The following is a 17,852-nucleotide window of genomic DNA, read 5'->3' on the forward strand; positions in this document are numbered from 1 at the left end:
GACTATTTGAACGTTTTAGTCATTAAGTATAATACGTAATTTACCACAACTTTATTCGAAATGCAAACATTTAATTTTGTTTTCTCAGGAAACATTTTTTTGTAGTTTTTCGACAAAAAAAAAAGCCGCCATGTTTCATATCGACAGCTTTTTATATTTTTCTATTTAGTTTGTTCAAATAAATATGCAAGTACATCAGAGACAACTTGTTTACCCTGCTCAATACAGTCGGGAATTCCGACTCCCTCAAAGGAAGCGCCTGTTGCAAAAATCCCAGGATAAGATGTTTTCAAACCATCTCTTAGTTTCTTAATCTTTTGTTGATGACCGACATGATACTGTGGCATGGCATCATTCCATCTTGTGATACAGCTCATTTCCGGTTCACCATCAATTTTCATAATCCGTTTTAAATCTTCGAGGACGATTCTAATCATCTCACTATCTGACTGTTCAACAACCGATTCGTCACCAGCTTTTCCGACATAGGCTCTTAATAAAACTTTACCCCTTGGCGTTGTATGAGGCCACTTTTTATTTGTCCATGTACAAGCAGTAATCGAGAAATCACTGTTCCGTGAAATGACAAAACCTGTCCCTTCTTGATTCATCTCTACAGCTTCTTCTGGAAAACCGAGTGCCACATTGGCAACAGATGTTGAAACAATATCTTCCAGACCTTCTAGCCAATCCTCACCTTGAAATATCGAAGTGATCGCTTTATATGGTGCTGTAATCACAGCAGCATCGGCATCAAGAATGCCCCCGTTGTCCAACATCAGACTATAATGATCTTGACCACGGTCTATACTGACCACTTTTGTACCTTTATAGATCGTTGTCAATTCAAGCTGTTTTTCCAATTCTTCGACAATCGTTTGTAATCCGGTTTTTAAGGTTTGAAAAAGCCCCTTCTTCTTTGCTGCTGGTTTTTGGGCATTACCACTTTTTGATTTTTTCATCCCTACAATCAAACTTCGATATTTCTGCTCTGTTAAATAAAACTGTGGAAATGTTGACATCAGGCTGAGCCGATCAATATCACCCGCGTATATACCTGACAAAAGTGGTTCAATTAAGTTTTCAACTACTTCTCCGCCAACACGCCGTCTAAAAAATTCTCCCAGTGACTGATCCTCTTGGGGTTTGCTTGCCGGAAGAACCAAATCCATTGCAGCTCTCAATTTTCCATGAAAAGAAAACAAACTCGTCGTTAGAAACGGCCCGATCTTTGTCGGCACACCCATGACTGCACCTTCAGGAATTGGATAGAGACTTTCATTGACGAGAACATAAGACTGTCCTGTTGCATTATTGACAAGTAAATGCTCCATGCCCAAATCTTTAACAAGCTGTGGACCACTCTGTTTTCGTTCTAAAAAGGAATCTGGACCTTTTTCAATAATATAGCCATCTTTGTGAACGGTCTGGATTTTCCCACCTAGCCTTGGGCTCGCTTCAACAAGCGTCACTTCAGCAGAAAGATGATTTTTTTTAATTTCTCTCTCCAAGTAGAAAGCTGCGGTCAATCCGGTAATACCGCCGCCGATGATAACAATCCGCTTTCGTTCGCTACTCATATCAATCGCCTTCTTTACAATTCTTTCTCCAATTTTTTCAAGACAACGGTAGCTAAAGCATCAATAAATTCCGGTTTTGCATTAGGCATTTCCGGTCTGTAGTAGCTTGCTCCGAGATCATTTGTCACAGTTTTGCATTCAAAATCGTTGTCATACAACACTTCCAAGTGGTCTGCTACAAAACCGACTGGTACATAAACAAACGTCTTGTAGCCTTTTCGATCTGCTAGATCGCGTGTCAAATCCTGAACATCAGGCCCAAGCCAAGGGTCTGGTGTATTCCCTTCACTTTGCCACCCTATCGCATAATTCTCAATCCCCGCCTCTTCGACTATCAGTCTGGCAGATTGCTTGAGCTGGTCAGGATAAGGATCCCCTAACTCAATAATTTTCTCGGGAAGGCTATGTGCCGATAAGATCACAACAGCGTGTTCCCTCTCTTCTGGTGTGAATTGCCCAAATGTCTGTTTCACTTGCTCTGCCCAATATGTGATAAATTTCGGCTCATCATACCAGCTGTCAATTGATGTGATTGATAGACCGCCCAGCTTTTCTGCCTCTGTATCTGCTCGCTTTTGATAAGACTTAACACTAAATGTAGAATAATGCGGAGCCAACACAAGGCTGACTGCTTCTGTGATCCCGTCCTTATGCATCTCGTAAACAGCATCTTCAATAAACGGTTCAATGTGTTTAAGTCCGATATATGCTTTAAATGTCATTTTATCTTGAATCTTATTTAAATGTTTTTCTAATTGTGTCGCCTGTTCATTGGTGATTTTTGCAAGTGGCGATATTCCACCGATCGCACGATAGCGATCTTTCAAATCTTGAAGCATGTCCGGCTCTGGTTTTCTGCCTCGTCGAATGTGCGTGTAATACCGTTCAATATCCTCTTCCTTGTACGGCGTTCCATACGCCATGACAAGAAGCCCCATCCTCTTTTTACTCAACATGAACACCTCTTCTTTAGATCTCGCATCTCTAAGTATTTTGACAGTTTAACCGGAAAAGTCCAACATAAATGCTCATAAGGTTTTAGAAGAGGAGTACTCATGAATAAAAGATGTTAATCTTTTCAGTGTATCAGGATTGACTTCAGGAAAAACACCATGTCCAAGATTAAATATAAACCGGTCTGTCATCATTCCTTGCTCCAAAATTGATTTTGTTCTTGCTTCAATTACTTCCCATGGGGCAAGCAGTATAGCTGGATCTAGATTTCCCTGAAGTGTTTTGACAAGTCCTTGATCCCTTGCTTTTTGAATACTCATCCTCCAGTCAAGTCCTACGACATCAAGTGAAAGATCATGCCAATCGCGCGCAAGGTGGCTTGCTCCCACTCCAAACATGATCAGTGGTACACCTTCTTTTTTTAATTCCTTAAACAACATATCCATTGTTGGTTTAATGTAAGTTCGGTAATCATTGGCATTTAGCGCCCCCACCCATGAATCAAAAACTTGAATCGCCTTTGCACCGGCACGGATTTGTGCCTTCACATAAACAATCGCCATCTTCGCTAACCTTTTCATCAATTGATCCCATGCTTTAGGCTGACTGTACATAAATGCTTTTGTTTTGTTGTAGTTTTTCGAAGGCCCGCCCTCTATCATATAACTTGCCAATGTAAATGGCGCTCCGGTAAAACCGATCAATGGAACATTCAGCTGTTCCTCCGTTAACAATTTAATCGTTTTCAGCACATATGGAATATCCTCTTCTGGCTCTAGTTCACCAAGCTTTTCAACATCTGAAAGAGACGTGATCGGATTGTCGATCACAGGACCGACTCCATTTTTAATTTCAACTTGAACACCTATTCCTGGAAGCGGTGTCATAATATCCTTATAAAGAATGGCTGCATCAACGCCGTAGTTTTCAACAGGTAACCTTGTCACATAGGCACACAATTCAGGCTGATGTGTAATTTCAAACAAACTATATTTCTCTTTTAGTGCTCGGTATTCCGGCTGTGATCTTCCCGCTTGCCTCATGTACCACACAGGAACATGATCGCTCTTTTCCCCTCGGCACGCTTTTAAAAACGTGTCATTAAAAGCTTTATTATTCACTCTCGATTTCCACCTTTCACTTGCAAACCGCACGTCCATTAAAATAGCTTCTTCAAATATAACGTTTTTTTGATCATCAGTATACAATTCATACTTATTGTTCAAAAAATTGATGAATTCACCAATTCATCAATTTAATGAAACAATTCAGGTTTAATAAACTCTGTCCCATTCCCTTCTGTTTTTGTTTGTGGGTTGTATGGAACAACCCTGTAGGATGAACCCGAAAAGATATTGGAATATGGAATCTCATAGCTTCCTTTACCTTTAACAGTATCAATCAGTTGTTCGTCTCCAGCTTTTTTTTCATAAATTCTATATTCTGCTCTTTTATCCTCTTGTTCTTGCCATGTTAATGACACCGTAACCAATCCGAGAGGTGTAAAGGAATAATCAGCATTCACTGTTACTAAGTCTTTCAAGTGTATTGGTCGTTCCAAATCTTTAATTCCTTCAGGTTTTTTAAATGAAATATGTTTCTGATTGGACTGTTTCAAAATATCTTTGAACAATCTTGTCGGATACGAACTTCCACCTTTTAAATAGTGGGTTTCATCTGTTTTATCATAACCCATCCAGACAGCCCCCGTCACTTTCGGTGTATAGCCTGCAAACCATACATCTTTTGTTGCGCCATCTTTACCTGTATAAGAAGTGGAGCCTGTTTTTCCAGCAATCTCTCCAAGAAAATCACCAGCTTTTCCAGTACCTGTCTCGACAACCTCTTGAAGCATTCGTGTCATATTCCATGAAGTTTGTTTACTGAAAACTCTTTCGGGTTCCTCTTTGTGGCGAAACAAAACCTCTCCGTTTTCATCAGTGATTTTTTTTATCAAGTATGGTTTATCATACTTTCCTAAATTGGCAAACGACCGGTATGCACCAGCCAGTTGAAGAGGTGATACCCCTTTTTCCAAGCCACCTAATCCTAATGAGAGTCCATCATCAGGAATGTTCATGCCTAGCTTATTTAAATAAGGTTTTACAGTGTCAACACCTAGTTCATTTAACATCCAGACAGCGGGGGCGTTTTTGCTATATGTTAGCGCATCAACCATTGATACCTTTCCATCATAATGCATATCATAATTTTTTGGGGTATAACCGTTATATGAAAGCTGTTTATCCTCAAGTAAAGAGTATGGTTTATAGCGCTTTTCTTCTAGTGCCGGCCCATAAACAGCCAGCGGCTTAAAAGTCGACCCAGGCTGACGAGCTTCCACTGCCCTATTAAAACCGCTCGGAGTAAAATTTCTCCCGCCAATAGCAGCAATAACGCCACCTGTCTGATTATCAATAAAAACTGCACTGCCTTCTGCATGATGGTCAGTTCCAGGAAAGTAGTCATCTTCCTGCATAAGTTTGTAAGCAGCTTTTTGAACGGATATATCAAGTGGAACACGAATTGTATATCCACCTTGAAGAAGCTGTTCTCTAGAAATCGAATACTCTTCTTCTGCTTCTTTTATCACAAGATCTATATAGCTATCAAGCCAAGGGTTTTTCGATTTTTCTTTAACATGTAGACCCAAGGTGCTTCCTTGTGCTCTGACCGCTTCTTTTGAAGTGATATATCCTTGTTCATACATCATGCTCAGGACAACATTACGCCGTTCCCTGCTTTTTTTCGGATGAAGAATCGGTGAATAAGCATTGGGTGCTTTAGGAAGTGAGGCAAGAACCGCTGCTTCACTGAGCGTTAAGTCCTTTACATCTTTGCTAAAAAAATAATTAGCAGCTGCCTGAATTCCATACACACCGTGCCCAAAATAGAGTTGGTTTAAATACATTTCCAAAAGCTTGTCCTTGCTATAGTCTCTCTCTAGATTAATTGCAATAATCACTTCTTTTGTTTTTCTAAAAAACGTTTTATCATTTGTTAAAAAGATATTTTTGGCAAGCTGTTGGGTGATGGTACTGCCACCTTCGACCTTGCTACCAGCTAAAACATCTTTGTAAACAGCGCGACCCACCGATTTCAAATCGATGCCATGATGTTCATAAAAACGTTGGTCTTCAACAGAAATAAATGCATGTTTAACACTTTTAGGAACTTCATGAATGGAGACCGGCCTTCTGTTTTCGGTATAAAGACTAGCTACTTCTTCACCGTTTTGATCAATGATTTTTGAAGATGCGTGGAAAATCAATTTCTTTTCATCAATAACATAGTCCCCTAAGAATAAAATTGTAATATATCCAATTAAAGAAAAAAACATAATGGCAATGACAATCATGACTGGAATGAAAAATTTCTTTTTCATCTATTCACCTCATTCCTTTCATATTTAGTGTGGGATTTTTTTCCTCGTTTTATGTTTCATATTTGTTTGTTTTGTTGATAGAATTTTAAGTTATCCTTTTGTTATACTATCAATAAAGGGGTGAACAAAATGAACTTCTATATTACATATGGAACAGTTGATTTTTTAAAAAAGCTTGCAAAACAACACGATCTTGAACACATGTTGTTTATGAAAGGGAATGACTCTGCCATCCTTTTTCAGGAAACGACAGAAAAAAGTGTATTTCAAGCGCCTCACCATTATGAAGTGATCCAACAATCTGGAACATTGGATCAATCCGGTTTTGCCGTCCTCAACAATATCCCTGTGACATTTGAAGGAAGACCGCTATTTGAATCCCGTTTTAAAAATCGAGTAGAGAAAGTTGAACATCATCCTGGATTTAAGGCGTTCAGAATGCTTAGACCAAAAGAAAGCGATATATATATCGTCTTAACACTCTGGGAAACAGAACAAGCCTTTCAAGACTGGAAAAATTCAACTTCTTTCACGGAAGCTCATAAAAAACATCATTCAGCTGAAGGAATCAATCATGATGGCACCATTTTTTCCCGTCCGTCTTATATTCGTTCATATTACTCTGTCAAATAAACTGCCAGAATGTCTGGCAGTTTATTTATTATTTCCAAGGAAATGAATCTCTCCAAAATCTTACAAACAGATTGAAATAGGACTTAAACTGTCATAAAATTTAAAAAAGTCACCATTCCTTAAAGGAGGAATTATTTTGGATATCACAAGCTTAAAGCAATTCGTTTGTGAACAGCTAGAAAGTCACTATGATGAAATGGTCACCTTAAGACGTCATTTTCACCAATATCCTGAACTGTCTTTTAAAGAAAAGAAAACGGCTGCATCGATTGCCTCTTATTATCAGACACTTGGTATTCCGACCCGCACAAATGTTGGCGGTGGTGGTGTTCTTGCCTATATTGAGGGCGAACAGCCCGGACCTGTTATAGCTTTAAGAGCCGATTTTGACGCTCTCCCGATTCAAGATGAAAAAACCGTTTCTTATCGGTCAACGGTTCCCGGTGTTATGCATGCCTGTGGCCATGATGGACACACTGCCACACTTCTTGTTCTTGCAAAAGTATTAAATGAAAATAGAAAACGTTTATCAGGAAAGCTGGTTATGATTCATCAACATGCAGAAGAATACACACCTGGTGGAGCCAAACCAATGATTGAAGATGGTTGCCTTGATGGAGTAGATGTCATTTTTGGGACACACTTATGGGCAACAGTGCCACTTGGTACGGTTCAATATAAAACAGGACCAATCATGGCGGCTGCTGACCGATTCACGATTACCATCAATGGGAAAGGTGGTCATGGTGCACAGCCTCATGAAACAAAGGATGCAGTCTTGATTGGTTCACAAGTTGTTTCAGCTCTCCAGCAGATTGTCAGCCGCAGACTAGATCCGATACAACCAGCAGTGATCTCAACAGGGTCATTTCTCGCCGAGAATTCTTTTAATGTCATTGCTGACAAAGCCGTTTTAATCGGTACGGCTCGTTCATTTAATGAAAAGATCAGAAATTTAATTGAAAACGAAATCGAACGAGTTGTCAAAGGTATTTGTAGCATGCATGGCGGAGATTATCAATACTTGTATGAGAGAGGTTACCCGGCCGTTCATAACCATCCTCAAGAAACAGCCTTTCTTGCTGATATCGCCAGAAACACGCCAGGTGTCCAAAAAGTCACAGAAAGCGACATGCAAATGGGTGGAGAAGATTTCGCCTATTATCTCCAACATGTAAAAGGAACGTTTTTCTTTACTGGCGCAGCACCTGAAATGACAGAAAATGTCTTTCCTCATCACCATCCACAATTTGACTTCAATGAGAAAGCGATGCTGATTGCTGCCAAAATCATGGCCAGAGCTGTCATTTCTTATCAACAGAAATGCTGAATGAAAAAGCAGGAATGCAATCCTGCTTTTTCTGCTTCATTCAACTAGCGCCTTTATGAGTCGCAAATGAAAAATGTGTCTTGCGGTCTCTCCAAGATGCCCTAATAATTTATAATTTGCTGTACCACCAACAACTGCTCCAAACCCAGGAATAATTTGGAATATTTTAATAAAATCGAGGTAATCTCGGTATTCCTGCTGAAAAGTTTTCCAATCGATTTCCCTTTTTTCAGTATCCCAATTTTCGATGATAGCAAATAGATCTTTTCGGTGTTTTTCTCCTGAAAAAGCTAGCTGAAAAATATAGAGGAGAAACAATCGTTCCTCCTTCTGTTTCACATTGTATCCGTAAATAGATGCCAATTCGAACAAGCATTTCATTTTAATGCTGATGAAAAGTGGAAAATCAGCCAGTCCGAGAAATATCCCTCCAGCACCGGTTCCAATTCCTTCTGCAGCAGCTGCTTTCTGATATTGAGCAATCGTCTTTTGTGCAAGTTGGTTTTTTTCCTTTAGAGTGAGTGCGCCTGTGTCTTTTTGGACGGTTGTCAAATTTGAGCCTATCAATGTTGCTTCAACCATTTTTTTGATGGCTTCTGTGACAGCCTTGTGTACCTTATCAGGAATATGGGCATTCACTTTTGTCTGTACACTTTTAGACAGCCGTTCAACCATTGATGACTTCCGTAAAAACTTCAGTTTCCAACGATAGGCTTCATCTAAAAACAGCTGGTTTTCATTCATGCCCTTTTTCACCTCTTCTTATATTTACGAACTGTAAAAGAAAAGGATTCATTTTATTTACGTGCATTTTTTTTTAGTCTGCTGTTAAAATAAGGCTTCATGATGACAAAGATCAGCAGTAGAGAGCCTATTAAACCGATAAACATCCCAGTCCAGTTTAACTTAATACCCAATGTGGCTGCCAATATGAATGCTTGAACACTTAGCACAACATGAAGTAGCCCAAAGAAACTTTTTTCTCTCTCTCTTTGATTGACAGGATATAACTCCTGTAAAGAAAGGTGAGAAAAATGATTGAACAGCGGGGTCAGCTGAATTCCGGTAATAAATACTGTAAAGATGATCAGTCCAGCAGACACCCATTGATAACTTGAAAAATAACCAATGATGATGGCAAAAATGACTGTCAATCTCAACACGATACCGAGATAATCATTCGATCTAATAAAAGCCCTGCTATACATATAAGTAAAGGTCTGTCGCTGGTCATATGGGATAAAACTGAGCAGCCAGTCAAGATACGCCCTTCTTTTTGCACGTTTTCTAAGATGGGGTACATCTGTAAACAAGTTGGCCAGTCTGTAGAAGCGCTGTTTTCTTTTGATTTCATCATCTATATGTTGCTCCCATTTAAACGACTTTTTTCGAGCAAATGATGTGAAATATACGAGTAACGCAACCATGATCACGTATATTGCAATCGCAAACATATAGGAAGCCTTCAATGCAAAGTAAACAGCACATATATTAAGAAAAAAACGAACGATCTGATCTGTCATTCGGATGTTTTTTTCACCAAAGAATGTCATTCGCCATTGCATGGCCATATTCCAAACTTTTAGCACAAGCACTTGCAGTAATATAAAAAGATAAGTTGATAAGGTCATTCCGCTCACTGCAAAATAAAGTGGCGCTAAGATCAGCATAACCGCAAGCAATGGTAACAGTTGGATCATAAAACTAAACCGAAAAGCTTGGTTAAAATACGGTTTCATGTTTGCTTCAAGCGGTAATAAAAACACCAAATCCGCTTCTTTAATCAGCGTTCTGACATAAGAACTTGTCAGCATAAATGAAAACAAAGCGGCCATCACCAAGTATGCCGGAAAGCCGTCAGGGATCGTTTTCAACCATTTACTATACCAACTGGCAGCTCCTGCGATAAAAAAAATCATGACAATCACAAGATGATCGTTTAGCATATATTTTAAATAAGCTCTTGTTTCCTTAATATGCTCCTCAACTCTCGCCTTCCAAATTCCTTGAATGCTATTCATCGCTCTCTTCCTTCGTCAGCTCAATATACAGATCATCTAGGCTTGCCTCTTTCATTGAAAAATGCTCTCTAAGCTCTGCAAGTGTTCCTTTTGCTCGTATTTCACCATTATGTAAAATGATGAAGGAATCACAATATCGTTCAGCAGTGGCTAATATATGTGTTGACATGAGAACGGCTGAACCTTTTTTCTTTGCTTCCTTCATCCGCTCAAGCAAAGCGTTAATGGCTAACGGATCAAGCCCAAGGAATGGTTCATCAATAATATAAAGGTCTGGTTCGACTAAAAACGCACACATAATCATGACCTTTTGCTTCATTCCTTTTGAAAAATGGGCTGGAAACCATTTTAAGCGCTTTTCCATTCTGAATTCTTTTAATAGTGGTGGTAACCTTTTTTCAAACGTTTCTTTTGATAATCCATAGGCCATCGCCGTCAGTTCCAAATGCTCGCGAAGCGTTAGTTCTTCATACAAAATGGGTGTCTCTGGAATAAATGTAAATTGTGAGCGATAGTTTTCCGGGTCTTCTAGAAATGTTTTGCCATTCAGCTTAATTGATCCTTTATGCGGTTCCATTAAGCCGATAATATGGCGAATTGTTGTACTTTTTCCTGCTCCGTTCAAACCGATTAAACCGACAATCTGCTCGCGATTGATCGAAAATGACACATCACGCAATACTGGATTCCTTGTATACCCACCAGTTAGGTCTTTGACAGTCAATAGTGACATACGTTCGTTCCTTTCTCGCATTTTTCTTAATAGTACCAAAAATAAGGTGTTATTCAAAAGGATTTTCATCAAGTTAGAAAAATCGATGCATAGTTTAAAGCTTTTTGGACAATCTAATTGATGAAGAAGGAAAGCTTAACAAACCTTGCAAATGAGGTGTTTGTCAAAGACAACAAATCAGCAAGTCCGTTTGGAAAGAATGTGTAACATGTCAATGCTTGAATTTCTTTCATTCACTGAATTGAAAAAGCATCCTAAATAGATGTCAATCAAATGAGGTGTTTGTCGCAGGAAATGTTGAGGCGTTTTCAAGTCCTCACTAAGAGGTACTTGCAAAAGGCAGTGTGAAGTTCTTTATGAACAGCTAACCTTCTTCAAGTGCAGGGTGAACGCGGGGAGCCGTTCATCCTGTTTTCGTATTTTCCTAAAAAATGTGGTAATATGTTGCTTATACATAACCTTTCGGTAAAAAAAGGAGGCAAAGTATGAGCGATTGTATTTTCTGTCAAATTCTAAAAGGGGAAATTCCTTCTGCTAAAGTGTTTGAAAACGAGCATGTGATGGCTTTTCTCGACATTAGTCAAGTCACCAAAGGACACACTCTGGTGATACCAAAAGTCCATAAAGCAAATATCTATGAAATGACACCTGATGTTTCAAGAAATTTTTTTGAAGCTGTACCAAAAATCGCCAAAGCCATTAAAGAAGAATATCAACCAATCGGATTAAACTTGCTCAATAACAATGGCGAACAAGCCGGACAATCGGTATTTCATTATCATATGCACATCATTCCTCGTTATGGGAAAGGGGACGGCTTTGGAGCAGTCTGGAAAACACATGCAGATGACTATACAGCGGAAGATCTGCAACATATCGCCTCCTCTATCAATAACCGATTAAAATGAACAGAAATGGCTTCGCCATTTCTGTTTTCATTCCGCGGGTGTCACAAAATTTACACAATCCCAAAACTCCCCTTCACACAAGTAAATCCTTACCGATTAAAATTCACACAATTCAAATTTTTAATGTATGACGAGTAACTTTTATGTTAGGATTGTTTTATATTTTTACACATGAACAGGGAGCGATTGTGATGATACGTACAACAAACTTTAATGCAGGACCTGCAGCACTACCTTTAGAAGTGTTGCAAAAAGCGAAAGACGAATTACTTGATTTTAATGGGTCAGGGATGTCCGTTATGGAGTTATCCCACCGAAGCAAAGAATATGATGCTGTGCATCAACATGCAAAAGCCCTATTAAAAGAATTGATGGAAATACCTGAGGATTATGAAATATTATTTCTTCAAGGTGGAGCAAGTCTTCAATTTTCAATGATTCCCATGAACTTTCTCTCAAAGGAAAAAACCGCACACTTTGTGTTGACTGGGTCATGGTCTGAAAAGGCGCTTGCTGAAGCAAAGCTTTTTGGAAACACATCCATTATCGCGACAAGTGAAACTGACACATATCGGTATATCCCTAGTATTTCAGAAGTTCCATCTGACGGTGCCTACCTGCATCTGACAAGCAATAATACAATTTTCGGGACACAATGGCAGCAGTTTCCTGATTATTCAATCCCGATTGTCGCAGACATGTCGAGCGATATTTTAAGCAGACCAATCGATGTTTCAAAATTTGGTATCATCTATGCCGGTGCCCAAAAAAATCTTGGACCTTCAGGGGTAACCGTCGTGATTTTGAAAAAAGAGCTGCTTTCCCAGGAAAACGAACAGGTTGCGAAAATCTTAAAATACTCTACACATGTAAAAGCAGATTCACTTTATAATACCCCTCCGACTTTTGCGATTTATATGCTATCTCTTGTACTTGAATGGTTGAAAGAACAAGGGGGACTCTCTGCAATCGCACAGCGTAACCGCAAGAAGGCAGAGATCTTGTATAAAGCAATTGACGATAGTCATGGGTTTTACCGTGGACATGCAAGAACTGACAGTCGCTCAAACATGAATGTTACCTTTACATTGACAAATGATGAACTGACAAAATCATTCATCACCAAAGCTAAACAAGAAAACATGGTGGGTCTTGGCGGACACCGTTCAATTGGCGGCTGCCGGGCATCGATTTACAATGCCGTTTCCATTGAGGATTGTGAGAAACTGGCTTCTTTTATGAAGCATTTTCAGGCGTCCGTCTCATCATGAATAAAAAAGGCTACCCCATCCCTACTAAAGTTTGATATACTTTGATAAAGCTTTCGCAATAAATGATGAGCATATTATTGGAAAGCTAAAAAAAGAGCCTAGACGAGGAGAGAATAGTCATGAAAACAAAAGAATTAGTTGTAATGGCCTTAATTGTTGCGATTGGAGCAGCGCTTCATACAGTTATTCCACCATTTTTCTTCGGAATGAAGCCCGATATGATGTTGATTATGATGTTTATGGGAATCTTGCTTTTTCCTAAATTACAACATGCTCTGACGATCGGAATCGTGACAGGTATCATTTCTGCCTTAACAACTGGATTCCCAGGCGGACAATTGCCAAATATGATTGATAAACCGATCACAGCTGTCATCTTTTTTGTTTCATTTCTGGCATTAAAAAATCTGAAGAAAAGAACATTTACAGCTAGCGGATTGACAGCGGCAGGAACGATCCTATCAGGAGCTATCTTCCTGACGGCAGCACTTTTCATAAGCGGTCTGCCAGGAAATCAAGGATTTATGACCCTGTTCCTAGTTGTCGTCTTACCAACGACACTGATCAACACGATCGCTATGTTCATCATTTATCCAATCGTGCAAGTGATCATGGAACGCTCAAAACTGATCGAACAACTAAAATAACATGACAAACCTCTTATCTTTTTAAGAGGTTTTTTCGTTTTTATGGTCAAAAAAAAGCGAATGTGCACGATATTTATATAAGAAGCTTAACAAAAAAAAGCAGCAAAAATGTGAGTCCGGCACCCCCCACACAAAACATCGTTTTTTGTTTAAGGACGTGTTTAGGCGGATAAGATGAAGAAAACGCGAGAAGTTTTAAGTAATAAAAGGAGCCGATGGTAAAAGCAGCGCTTATTAATGTCAAAACAATCAAGATGACAGACAACCCTCTCCCTCCTTTTTAAAAAAGTATGCTAAAATAAAGCAAGCTATGCAAAACTTTCTTGTTATGTGATAATTCAGATTAAAAATATATTCGGGGTGATGTATATGTCAAAAGGCCGATCTTTAGCGGCAGGTCTGCTTGTAGGTGGAGTAATTGGTGGCGTTACAGCTCTGCTTACTACGCCAACTTCAGGTAAAAAATTTAGAAAGCAGCTTAAAACAAACTGTGGAAAATTTCAAGATACAGTGAAGAAGTTAAAAACCGATGGAGTCGCTTTAAAAGAACAAGTCGTTAAAACTGCACAAGAAAGCGCTGAAATCATTAAAGATGTCGGTAGTGAACTTCAGTCATCTATACTGGAATGGAAAGAGGCTATCAAACCCCATCAACAAGATCTCAAAAAGGAAATCGCTGAGATAGAAGACAAGATTAAACAATTGGAGAAAACCTTACAAAACTAATATATTCAGCGAAAAAAAAATGGCCTTAAAAAGGGGTGTGAATAAAAACTTTTCACGCTCTTTTTTTAAGTAAAACCTTGATTTGACACAAAGAAACTTAATTTTTAAAAATTTCGTAAATTTACATCTTTATTAATCTTTATTTTATTGGCATAATAGAAATTATTAAGACAAAGAGAAGCAGGTGAAGTGAATGAATCGAGTGGAACAGCCCTATTCTATAAAAGACGCACTTTTATTCAGTCAACGAATGGCACAACTAAGCAAAGCGCTTTGGAAATCGATAGAAAAAGATTGGCAACAGTGGATTAAGCCTTATGACCTAAACATTAATGAGCATCATATTTTATGGATTGCCTATCAACTAAACGGAGCATCCATTTCCGAAATTGCTAAATTTGGTGTGATGCATGTATCCACAGCATTTAATTTTTCAAAAAAGCTTGAGGAAAGAGGTTATCTAGAATTCTCTAAAAAGTTAAACGATAAACGGAATACGTACATTCAGCTGACTTCGAAAGGTGAAGATATTTTTCTTAAAATTCTCGAGTCCTATGACCCATCTAGAAACGCCGTGTTAAAAGGTGCCCAACCTCTTCATCAGCTGTACGGAAAGTTTCCTGAGATCGTCGAAATGATGACGATTATTCGCCATATTTATGGAGAAGACTTCATGGAGATTTTTGAAAAATCATTTTCTAATATAGAAAATGAGTTTATCAGTGATAATGGAAAAATGAAGAAGAAAGAGGAAACGAAAGAAACTGCTGCATCTCTAGAAATGACCAACCCACTTGAACCAATTAAAAATTAATCGATCCCATGTTTTTTCATAATGTTGATGAATTCGCTCATTAGCGATCTGTAAAGACCCTGTCTATGAAGGGCAAAAATCGTTTCGTGCACTTCAAGTTTTTCATTTAGCTGTCCAGCAAAAAGCGTAAGAAGATGTTCAAACATCACATATCCTTGCGCTTTTTGTTCTGCCAGCTCGCTTGTCAATTCCTCACAAATACGTTCAGTTTCTTTCCCTTCTTCCTCAGTCAACCCTCGCTCTATTAACATTTTATAATATGGATATTGATCCATCTCTGCCGTATTCAATAGCAACTTCATATAATATTCCAATCGTGTCAGACGATCATCAATTGAACTCATAATTTCACATCTCTTTCCCTTTATTTTATTTTAGCCGATATTTCCTTTGGTTGAAAGTTCAATATGAAGATTTTTGTCCCATTTTTGAACTCTCGTCATTTCTTGTTAAAATGACGAATTTTTTTTCAAAAAGGGATTGATTTTTCTCATCCAGAAGAGTAAATTATTCTGAGGATTTATATATCAGTTTTAAAAATGGAAGGATGTCACTGATGAGTTGCTGGAAAACCATTAATCTGACAAAAGATTATGGAGGTATGCGAATTGTACTCGCTGCCATTAGTTTAATGATTCTTTTTTTTATTCCCGAATATTTAGCGATGCAGTTAATCCATCCACAAACTGTGCAAAAAGGCGATCATGCTCTTTTGTTCACTGGAATTTTAGTTGCGACGATTATCGCTCATAAAATCTTACACTTATTACCGAACATCAGCAGAAAAAAACTTGAAAAAAAGATTTTTTGGCTAAAAATGAGAACGTGGAGAGAAATACCGAAAAATACAATGCTTGTTTCATTGCTTCTTCCTTTCTCTGTCATCACCCCGTTTTTTTTCTATGCGGGGGCCATGATACCCGAACTCGCACATTATTTCTGTATTATATCAAGTATCCATTTCGGTTATTGTTTACCTGACTTTTTACTGGCTTGGAAACTAGCGCAAGCACCAAAAAACAGCTATGTTGACCAAGAAGCTGACGACTTTGATATTTTAATCCAGAAATAATAAAGAATCTATCTTTTTCAATCAATATTTGATAATGTAGTATGGAGCAGAAATAGAGAGGGGGATCTCTTATTATTGTTTTTTATTTCATTCTGTTTGCGATCTTTACCGTGTTTAACATCAACAATCTTACAAACTCATTATGCCTTATTAAAGAGATTCCTGAAGAACGGCAAGATAAGGTATTTAGAATGATTAATGTGCTGATTTTAATTTTATTGATCTCATCATTTATTGAAATTTCTTTTGCAGCATAAAAAAGGATAACTGCCGATCGCAATTGATCTGGCAGCTATCCTTTTGTTTATTAACATATCCAAGAAGCACCAATAATAATTAATAAAATGAACAGTACTACAAGCAGTGCGAAACCACCAGCGAAACCTCCTGCATAGCCGTCACCCATGTTGACACCTCCTCTTAGTCGTTACATTAGTGTATGCACGAATATCACAAAACGATTAGGCTCTCTGCTTACAAAGAAAAGAACCACCCAAAAAAGCGGTTCTTTTCCTTATTTTTTAAGTTTTTAGTACAGGTAAGCTGCACCGACGATGATTAACAAAATGAATAACACGACCAATAAAGCAAAACCGCTTGAATATCCTCCACTCATGTTATTGACCTCCTTTTCTTGATCACTATATTTGTATGGCGGAGAAGAATTTTTGACTAGACGAATGCCCCTCTATTGAAAATCTTTTTACAGCATGGCAGAATATGATATGATACAATTCAAAGGAAGTTAAATTGTTATGATTAGGAGTGTTTTGTAATATGAAAAAAATGGTGATTGCGGCAGTTACAGCCACAAGTATTCTAACCCTTAGTGCATGTAAAGGCGGAGACTCTGAAGTTGTCGCTGAAACAAAATACGGAAACATTACAAAGGAAGATCTTTACAAAGAATTAAAAGATAGATACGGTGCGAATGGGATCAGTATTATAGCTCAGAAAAAAGCTCTCACGGATAAATATAAAGTATCCGACAAAGAAATCGAGAAAAAATTGGACGAGTACCGTAAAAATCCACAGTACAAAACCTATGTTAAAAACCATGGAGAAGATAAGCTGAAAGATGAGATTAAAACTCAACTTCTTATAGAAAAGGCAGCAAAAGACAACGTGAAAGTGGAAGATAAAGAAGTAAAGGCGTATTATGACAGCTTAAAAGGTAAAATTCGGGCAAGCCATATTCTTGTAAATGATAAGAAAACGATAAATGAAGTTCAGAAAAAATTAAAAAAAGGGGAAAAATTTGAAGATCTAGCGAAAGAATATTCACAAGACCCATCAGGTCAAAATGGCGGAGATCTCGGATGGTTTGAAAAAGGAAAAATGGAAAAACCGTTTGAAAAATCAGCTTTTGCTCTAAAAACTGGAGAAATCAGTCAACCAGTAAAAACGAGCCATGGTTACCATCTGATTAAGAAAACTGAAGAACGCGGCAAATACGAGGACATGAAGAAAGATTTGGAAAAACAATTGTTAGAGCAAAAACAAAACGATGGGGTAACAATTCAAGAAGTGTTGAAGAAGTTTGAAGAAGAAGCTAAGATAAAAACAAAAGATAAAGAAATCAAAGGACAAATAGAAGATCAAAAAACGCAAATGCAAAATGGTCAAGGCTAATTTTAACATAAATAGGCATGAGGTTGGTTTGGTACCAGTCTCATGCCTATTTCTTTAATCACATCGCAAAATTCAAATCAGAAACAATGTGAAATGCAAAAGGAGCATCTCTACGCCAAAAATTTGACTTTTTGAGAAGCCCCTTA

Annotated in this window: 20 protein-coding genes; 10 read left to right on the top strand and 10 right to left on the bottom strand. The window is 38.2% G+C overall.

All coding sequences use genetic code 11. The features are described from left to right. Positions 1 to 161: 161 nt before the first annotated feature. The 4 genes from hemY to PDT38_RS06450 form a co-directional block, all read right to left on the bottom strand. Positions 162 to 1,580: a protoporphyrinogen oxidase gene (gene hemY / locus PDT38_RS06435; RefSeq protein ID WP_270799870.1), complete on the bottom strand. Its 1,419-nt coding sequence runs from the start codon at positions 1,578 to 1,580 to the stop codon at positions 162 to 164. A gap of 14 nt (positions 1,581 to 1,594) precedes the next feature. After that, complete coding sequence (hemH, locus tag PDT38_RS06440) at positions 1,595 to 2,533, bottom strand: ferrochelatase (RefSeq protein ID WP_270799871.1); 939 nt, start codon at positions 2,531 to 2,533, stop codon at positions 1,595 to 1,597. A 75-nt stretch (positions 2,534 to 2,608) separates the two neighbouring features. Continuing rightward, positions 2,609 to 3,655 carry a uroporphyrinogen decarboxylase gene (hemE, locus tag PDT38_RS06445; protein WP_270799873.1) on the bottom strand — a complete coding sequence of 349 codons (1,047 nt, stop codon included), beginning with the start codon at positions 3,653 to 3,655 and terminating at the stop codon, positions 2,609 to 2,611. 134 nt (positions 3,656 to 3,789) lie between these two features. Next, on the bottom strand, positions 3,790 to 5,919 hold the full coding sequence (locus tag PDT38_RS06450) for a transglycosylase domain-containing protein (RefSeq protein WP_270799875.1): 2,130 nt from the start codon (positions 5,917 to 5,919) through the stop codon (positions 3,790 to 3,792). A 129-nt stretch (positions 5,920 to 6,048) separates the two neighbouring features. Here PDT38_RS06450 and PDT38_RS06455 point away from each other — a divergent pair, with 129 nt between their 5' ends. Then, complete coding sequence (locus tag PDT38_RS06455) at positions 6,049 to 6,552, top strand: antibiotic biosynthesis monooxygenase family protein (RefSeq protein WP_270799877.1); 504 nt, start codon at positions 6,049 to 6,051, stop codon at positions 6,550 to 6,552. Positions 6,553 to 6,748: 196 nt separating this feature from the next. Then, complete coding sequence (locus PDT38_RS06460; protein ID WP_394356243.1) at positions 6,749 to 7,882, top strand: M20 family metallopeptidase; 1,134 nt, start codon at positions 6,749 to 6,751, stop codon at positions 7,880 to 7,882. Positions 7,883 to 7,918: 36 nt separating this feature from the next. Here PDT38_RS06460 and PDT38_RS06465 read toward each other — a convergent pair whose 3' ends face one another. Genes PDT38_RS06465 through PDT38_RS06475 form a run of 3 tightly spaced genes read right to left on the bottom strand, consistent with a single transcriptional unit; the run spans position 7,919 to position 10,636 of the window. Beyond that, complete coding sequence (locus PDT38_RS06465) at positions 7,919 to 8,626, bottom strand: EcsC family protein (protein WP_270799880.1); 708 nt, start codon at positions 8,624 to 8,626, stop codon at positions 7,919 to 7,921. A 53-nt stretch (positions 8,627 to 8,679) separates the two neighbouring features. After that, positions 8,680 to 9,903, bottom strand: coding sequence for an ABC transporter permease (locus PDT38_RS06470; RefSeq protein WP_270799881.1), 1,224 nt, complete (start codon positions 9,901 to 9,903; stop codon positions 8,680 to 8,682). Then, positions 9,896 to 10,636, bottom strand: a complete 741-nt coding sequence (locus PDT38_RS06475) for an ABC transporter ATP-binding protein (protein WP_270799882.1) — start codon at positions 10,634 to 10,636, stop codon at positions 9,896 to 9,898. The genes PDT38_RS06470 and PDT38_RS06475 overlap by 8 nt, the downstream gene beginning before the upstream one ends. 485 nt (positions 10,637 to 11,121) lie before the next feature. Here PDT38_RS06475 and PDT38_RS06480 point away from each other — a divergent pair, with 485 nt between their 5' ends. The 5 genes from PDT38_RS06480 (at position 11,122) to PDT38_RS06505 (ending at position 15,002) form a co-directional block, all read left to right on the top strand. After that, positions 11,122 to 11,544, top strand: coding sequence for an HIT family protein (locus PDT38_RS06480; RefSeq protein ID WP_270799884.1), 423 nt, complete (start codon positions 11,122 to 11,124; stop codon positions 11,542 to 11,544). Between the two features lie 191 nt (positions 11,545 to 11,735). Then, positions 11,736 to 12,815 (top strand): 3-phosphoserine/phosphohydroxythreonine transaminase, encoded by a 1,080-nt coding sequence (serC, locus tag PDT38_RS06485; protein WP_270799886.1) that lies wholly within the window; start codon positions 11,736 to 11,738, stop codon positions 12,813 to 12,815. Positions 12,816 to 12,934: 119 nt separating this feature from the next. Continuing rightward, positions 12,935 to 13,462 (top strand): tryptophan transporter, encoded by a 528-nt coding sequence (locus PDT38_RS06490; RefSeq protein WP_270799888.1) that lies wholly within the window; start codon positions 12,935 to 12,937, stop codon positions 13,460 to 13,462. Positions 13,463 to 13,831: 369 nt separating this feature from the next. Then, positions 13,832 to 14,188 (top strand): YtxH domain-containing protein, encoded by a 357-nt coding sequence (locus PDT38_RS06500; protein ID WP_270799892.1) that lies wholly within the window; start codon positions 13,832 to 13,834, stop codon positions 14,186 to 14,188. Positions 14,189 to 14,381: 193 nt separating this feature from the next. Further along, positions 14,382 to 15,002 carry an HTH-type transcriptional regulator Hpr gene (locus PDT38_RS06505; RefSeq protein ID WP_270799894.1) on the top strand — a complete coding sequence of 207 codons (621 nt, stop codon included), beginning with the start codon at positions 14,382 to 14,384 and terminating at the stop codon, positions 15,000 to 15,002. Here the strand turns inward: PDT38_RS06505 and PDT38_RS06510 are convergent. Continuing rightward, the gene (locus PDT38_RS06510; protein ID WP_270799895.1) at positions 14,999 to 15,346 is read right to left on the bottom strand and encodes a YhaI family protein; all 348 of its coding nucleotides are present in this window, start codon (positions 15,344 to 15,346) and stop codon (positions 14,999 to 15,001) included. The genes PDT38_RS06505 and PDT38_RS06510 overlap by 4 nt on opposite strands. Positions 15,347 to 15,558: 212 nt before the next feature. On the opposite strand from PDT38_RS06510, the gene PDT38_RS06515 reads away from it, so the two are divergent. Both PDT38_RS06515 and PDT38_RS06520 read left to right on the top strand, forming a co-directional pair. Then, on the top strand, positions 15,559 to 16,074 hold the full coding sequence (locus PDT38_RS06515; protein WP_270799897.1) for a DUF3267 domain-containing protein: 516 nt from the start codon (positions 15,559 to 15,561) through the stop codon (positions 16,072 to 16,074). A 74-nt stretch (positions 16,075 to 16,148) separates the two neighbouring features. Continuing rightward, a complete protein-coding gene (locus tag PDT38_RS06520) occupies positions 16,149 to 16,331 on the top strand; it encodes a hypothetical protein (RefSeq protein ID WP_270800154.1) in 183 nt (60 codons plus the stop codon). A gap of 50 nt (positions 16,332 to 16,381) precedes the next feature. Here the strand turns inward: PDT38_RS06520 and PDT38_RS06525 are convergent, their stop codons facing one another. Continuing rightward, positions 16,382 to 16,480: a YjcZ family sporulation protein gene (locus tag PDT38_RS06525; protein WP_003180247.1), complete on the bottom strand. Its 99-nt coding sequence runs from the start codon at positions 16,478 to 16,480 to the stop codon at positions 16,382 to 16,384. Positions 16,481 to 16,603: 123 nt separating this feature from the next. Continuing rightward, complete coding sequence (locus PDT38_RS06530) at positions 16,604 to 16,690, bottom strand: YjcZ family sporulation protein (protein WP_003180245.1); 87 nt, start codon at positions 16,688 to 16,690, stop codon at positions 16,604 to 16,606. A gap of 161 nt (positions 16,691 to 16,851) precedes the next feature. Between PDT38_RS06530 and PDT38_RS06535 the strand changes: the two genes are divergently transcribed. After that, positions 16,852 to 17,706 carry a peptidylprolyl isomerase gene (locus tag PDT38_RS06535; protein ID WP_270799900.1) on the top strand — a complete coding sequence of 285 codons (855 nt, stop codon included), beginning with the start codon at positions 16,852 to 16,854 and terminating at the stop codon, positions 17,704 to 17,706. Positions 17,707 to 17,852 lie beyond the last annotated feature (146 nt).

This window comes from Bacillus changyiensis (assembly GCF_027706145.1).
GTDB lineage: Bacteria > Bacillota > Bacilli > Bacillales > Bacillaceae > Bacillus > Bacillus changyiensis.

What these genes read in the sequence shown, in the direction of transcription:
- hemY (WP_270799870.1), bottom strand. Translation starts at nt 1,580, where the DNA reads ATGAGTAGCGAACGAAAGCGGATTGTTATCATCGGCGGCGGTATTACC.
- PDT38_RS06450 (WP_270799875.1), bottom strand. Translation starts at nt 5,919, where the DNA reads ATGAAAAAGAAATTTTTCATTCCAGTCATGATTGTCATTGCCATTATG.
- PDT38_RS06455 (WP_270799877.1), top strand. Translation starts at nt 6,049, where the DNA reads ATGAACTTCTATATTACATATGGAACAGTTGATTTTTTAAAAAAGCTT.
- PDT38_RS06460 (WP_394356243.1), top strand. Translation starts at nt 6,749, where the DNA reads ATGGTCACCTTAAGACGTCATTTTCACCAATATCCTGAACTGTCTTTT.
- PDT38_RS06465 (WP_270799880.1), bottom strand. Translation starts at nt 8,626, where the DNA reads ATGAATGAAAACCAGCTGTTTTTAGATGAAGCCTATCGTTGGAAACTG.
- PDT38_RS06470 (WP_270799881.1), bottom strand. Translation starts at nt 9,903, where the DNA reads ATGAATAGCATTCAAGGAATTTGGAAGGCGAGAGTTGAGGAGCATATT.
- PDT38_RS06475 (WP_270799882.1), bottom strand. Translation starts at nt 10,636, where the DNA reads ATGTCACTATTGACTGTCAAAGACCTAACTGGTGGGTATACAAGGAAT.
- PDT38_RS06480 (WP_270799884.1), top strand. Translation starts at nt 11,122, where the DNA reads ATGAGCGATTGTATTTTCTGTCAAATTCTAAAAGGGGAAATTCCTTCT.
- serC (WP_270799886.1), top strand. Translation starts at nt 11,736, where the DNA reads ATGATACGTACAACAAACTTTAATGCAGGACCTGCAGCACTACCTTTA.
- PDT38_RS06490 (WP_270799888.1), top strand. Translation starts at nt 12,935, where the DNA reads ATGAAAACAAAAGAATTAGTTGTAATGGCCTTAATTGTTGCGATTGGA.
- PDT38_RS06500 (WP_270799892.1), top strand. Translation starts at nt 13,832, where the DNA reads ATGTCAAAAGGCCGATCTTTAGCGGCAGGTCTGCTTGTAGGTGGAGTA.
- PDT38_RS06505 (WP_270799894.1), top strand. Translation starts at nt 14,382, where the DNA reads ATGAATCGAGTGGAACAGCCCTATTCTATAAAAGACGCACTTTTATTC.
- PDT38_RS06510 (WP_270799895.1), bottom strand. Translation starts at nt 15,346, where the DNA reads ATGAGTTCAATTGATGATCGTCTGACACGATTGGAATATTATATGAAG.
- PDT38_RS06515 (WP_270799897.1), top strand. Translation starts at nt 15,559, where the DNA reads ATGAGTTGCTGGAAAACCATTAATCTGACAAAAGATTATGGAGGTATG.
- PDT38_RS06525 (WP_003180247.1), bottom strand. Translation starts at nt 16,480, where the DNA reads ATGGGTGACGGCTATGCAGGAGGTTTCGCTGGTGGTTTCGCACTGCTT.
- PDT38_RS06530 (WP_003180245.1), bottom strand. Translation starts at nt 16,690, where the DNA reads ATGAGTGGAGGATATTCAAGCGGTTTTGCTTTATTGGTCGTGTTATTC.
- PDT38_RS06535 (WP_270799900.1), top strand. Translation starts at nt 16,852, where the DNA reads ATGAAAAAAATGGTGATTGCGGCAGTTACAGCCACAAGTATTCTAACC.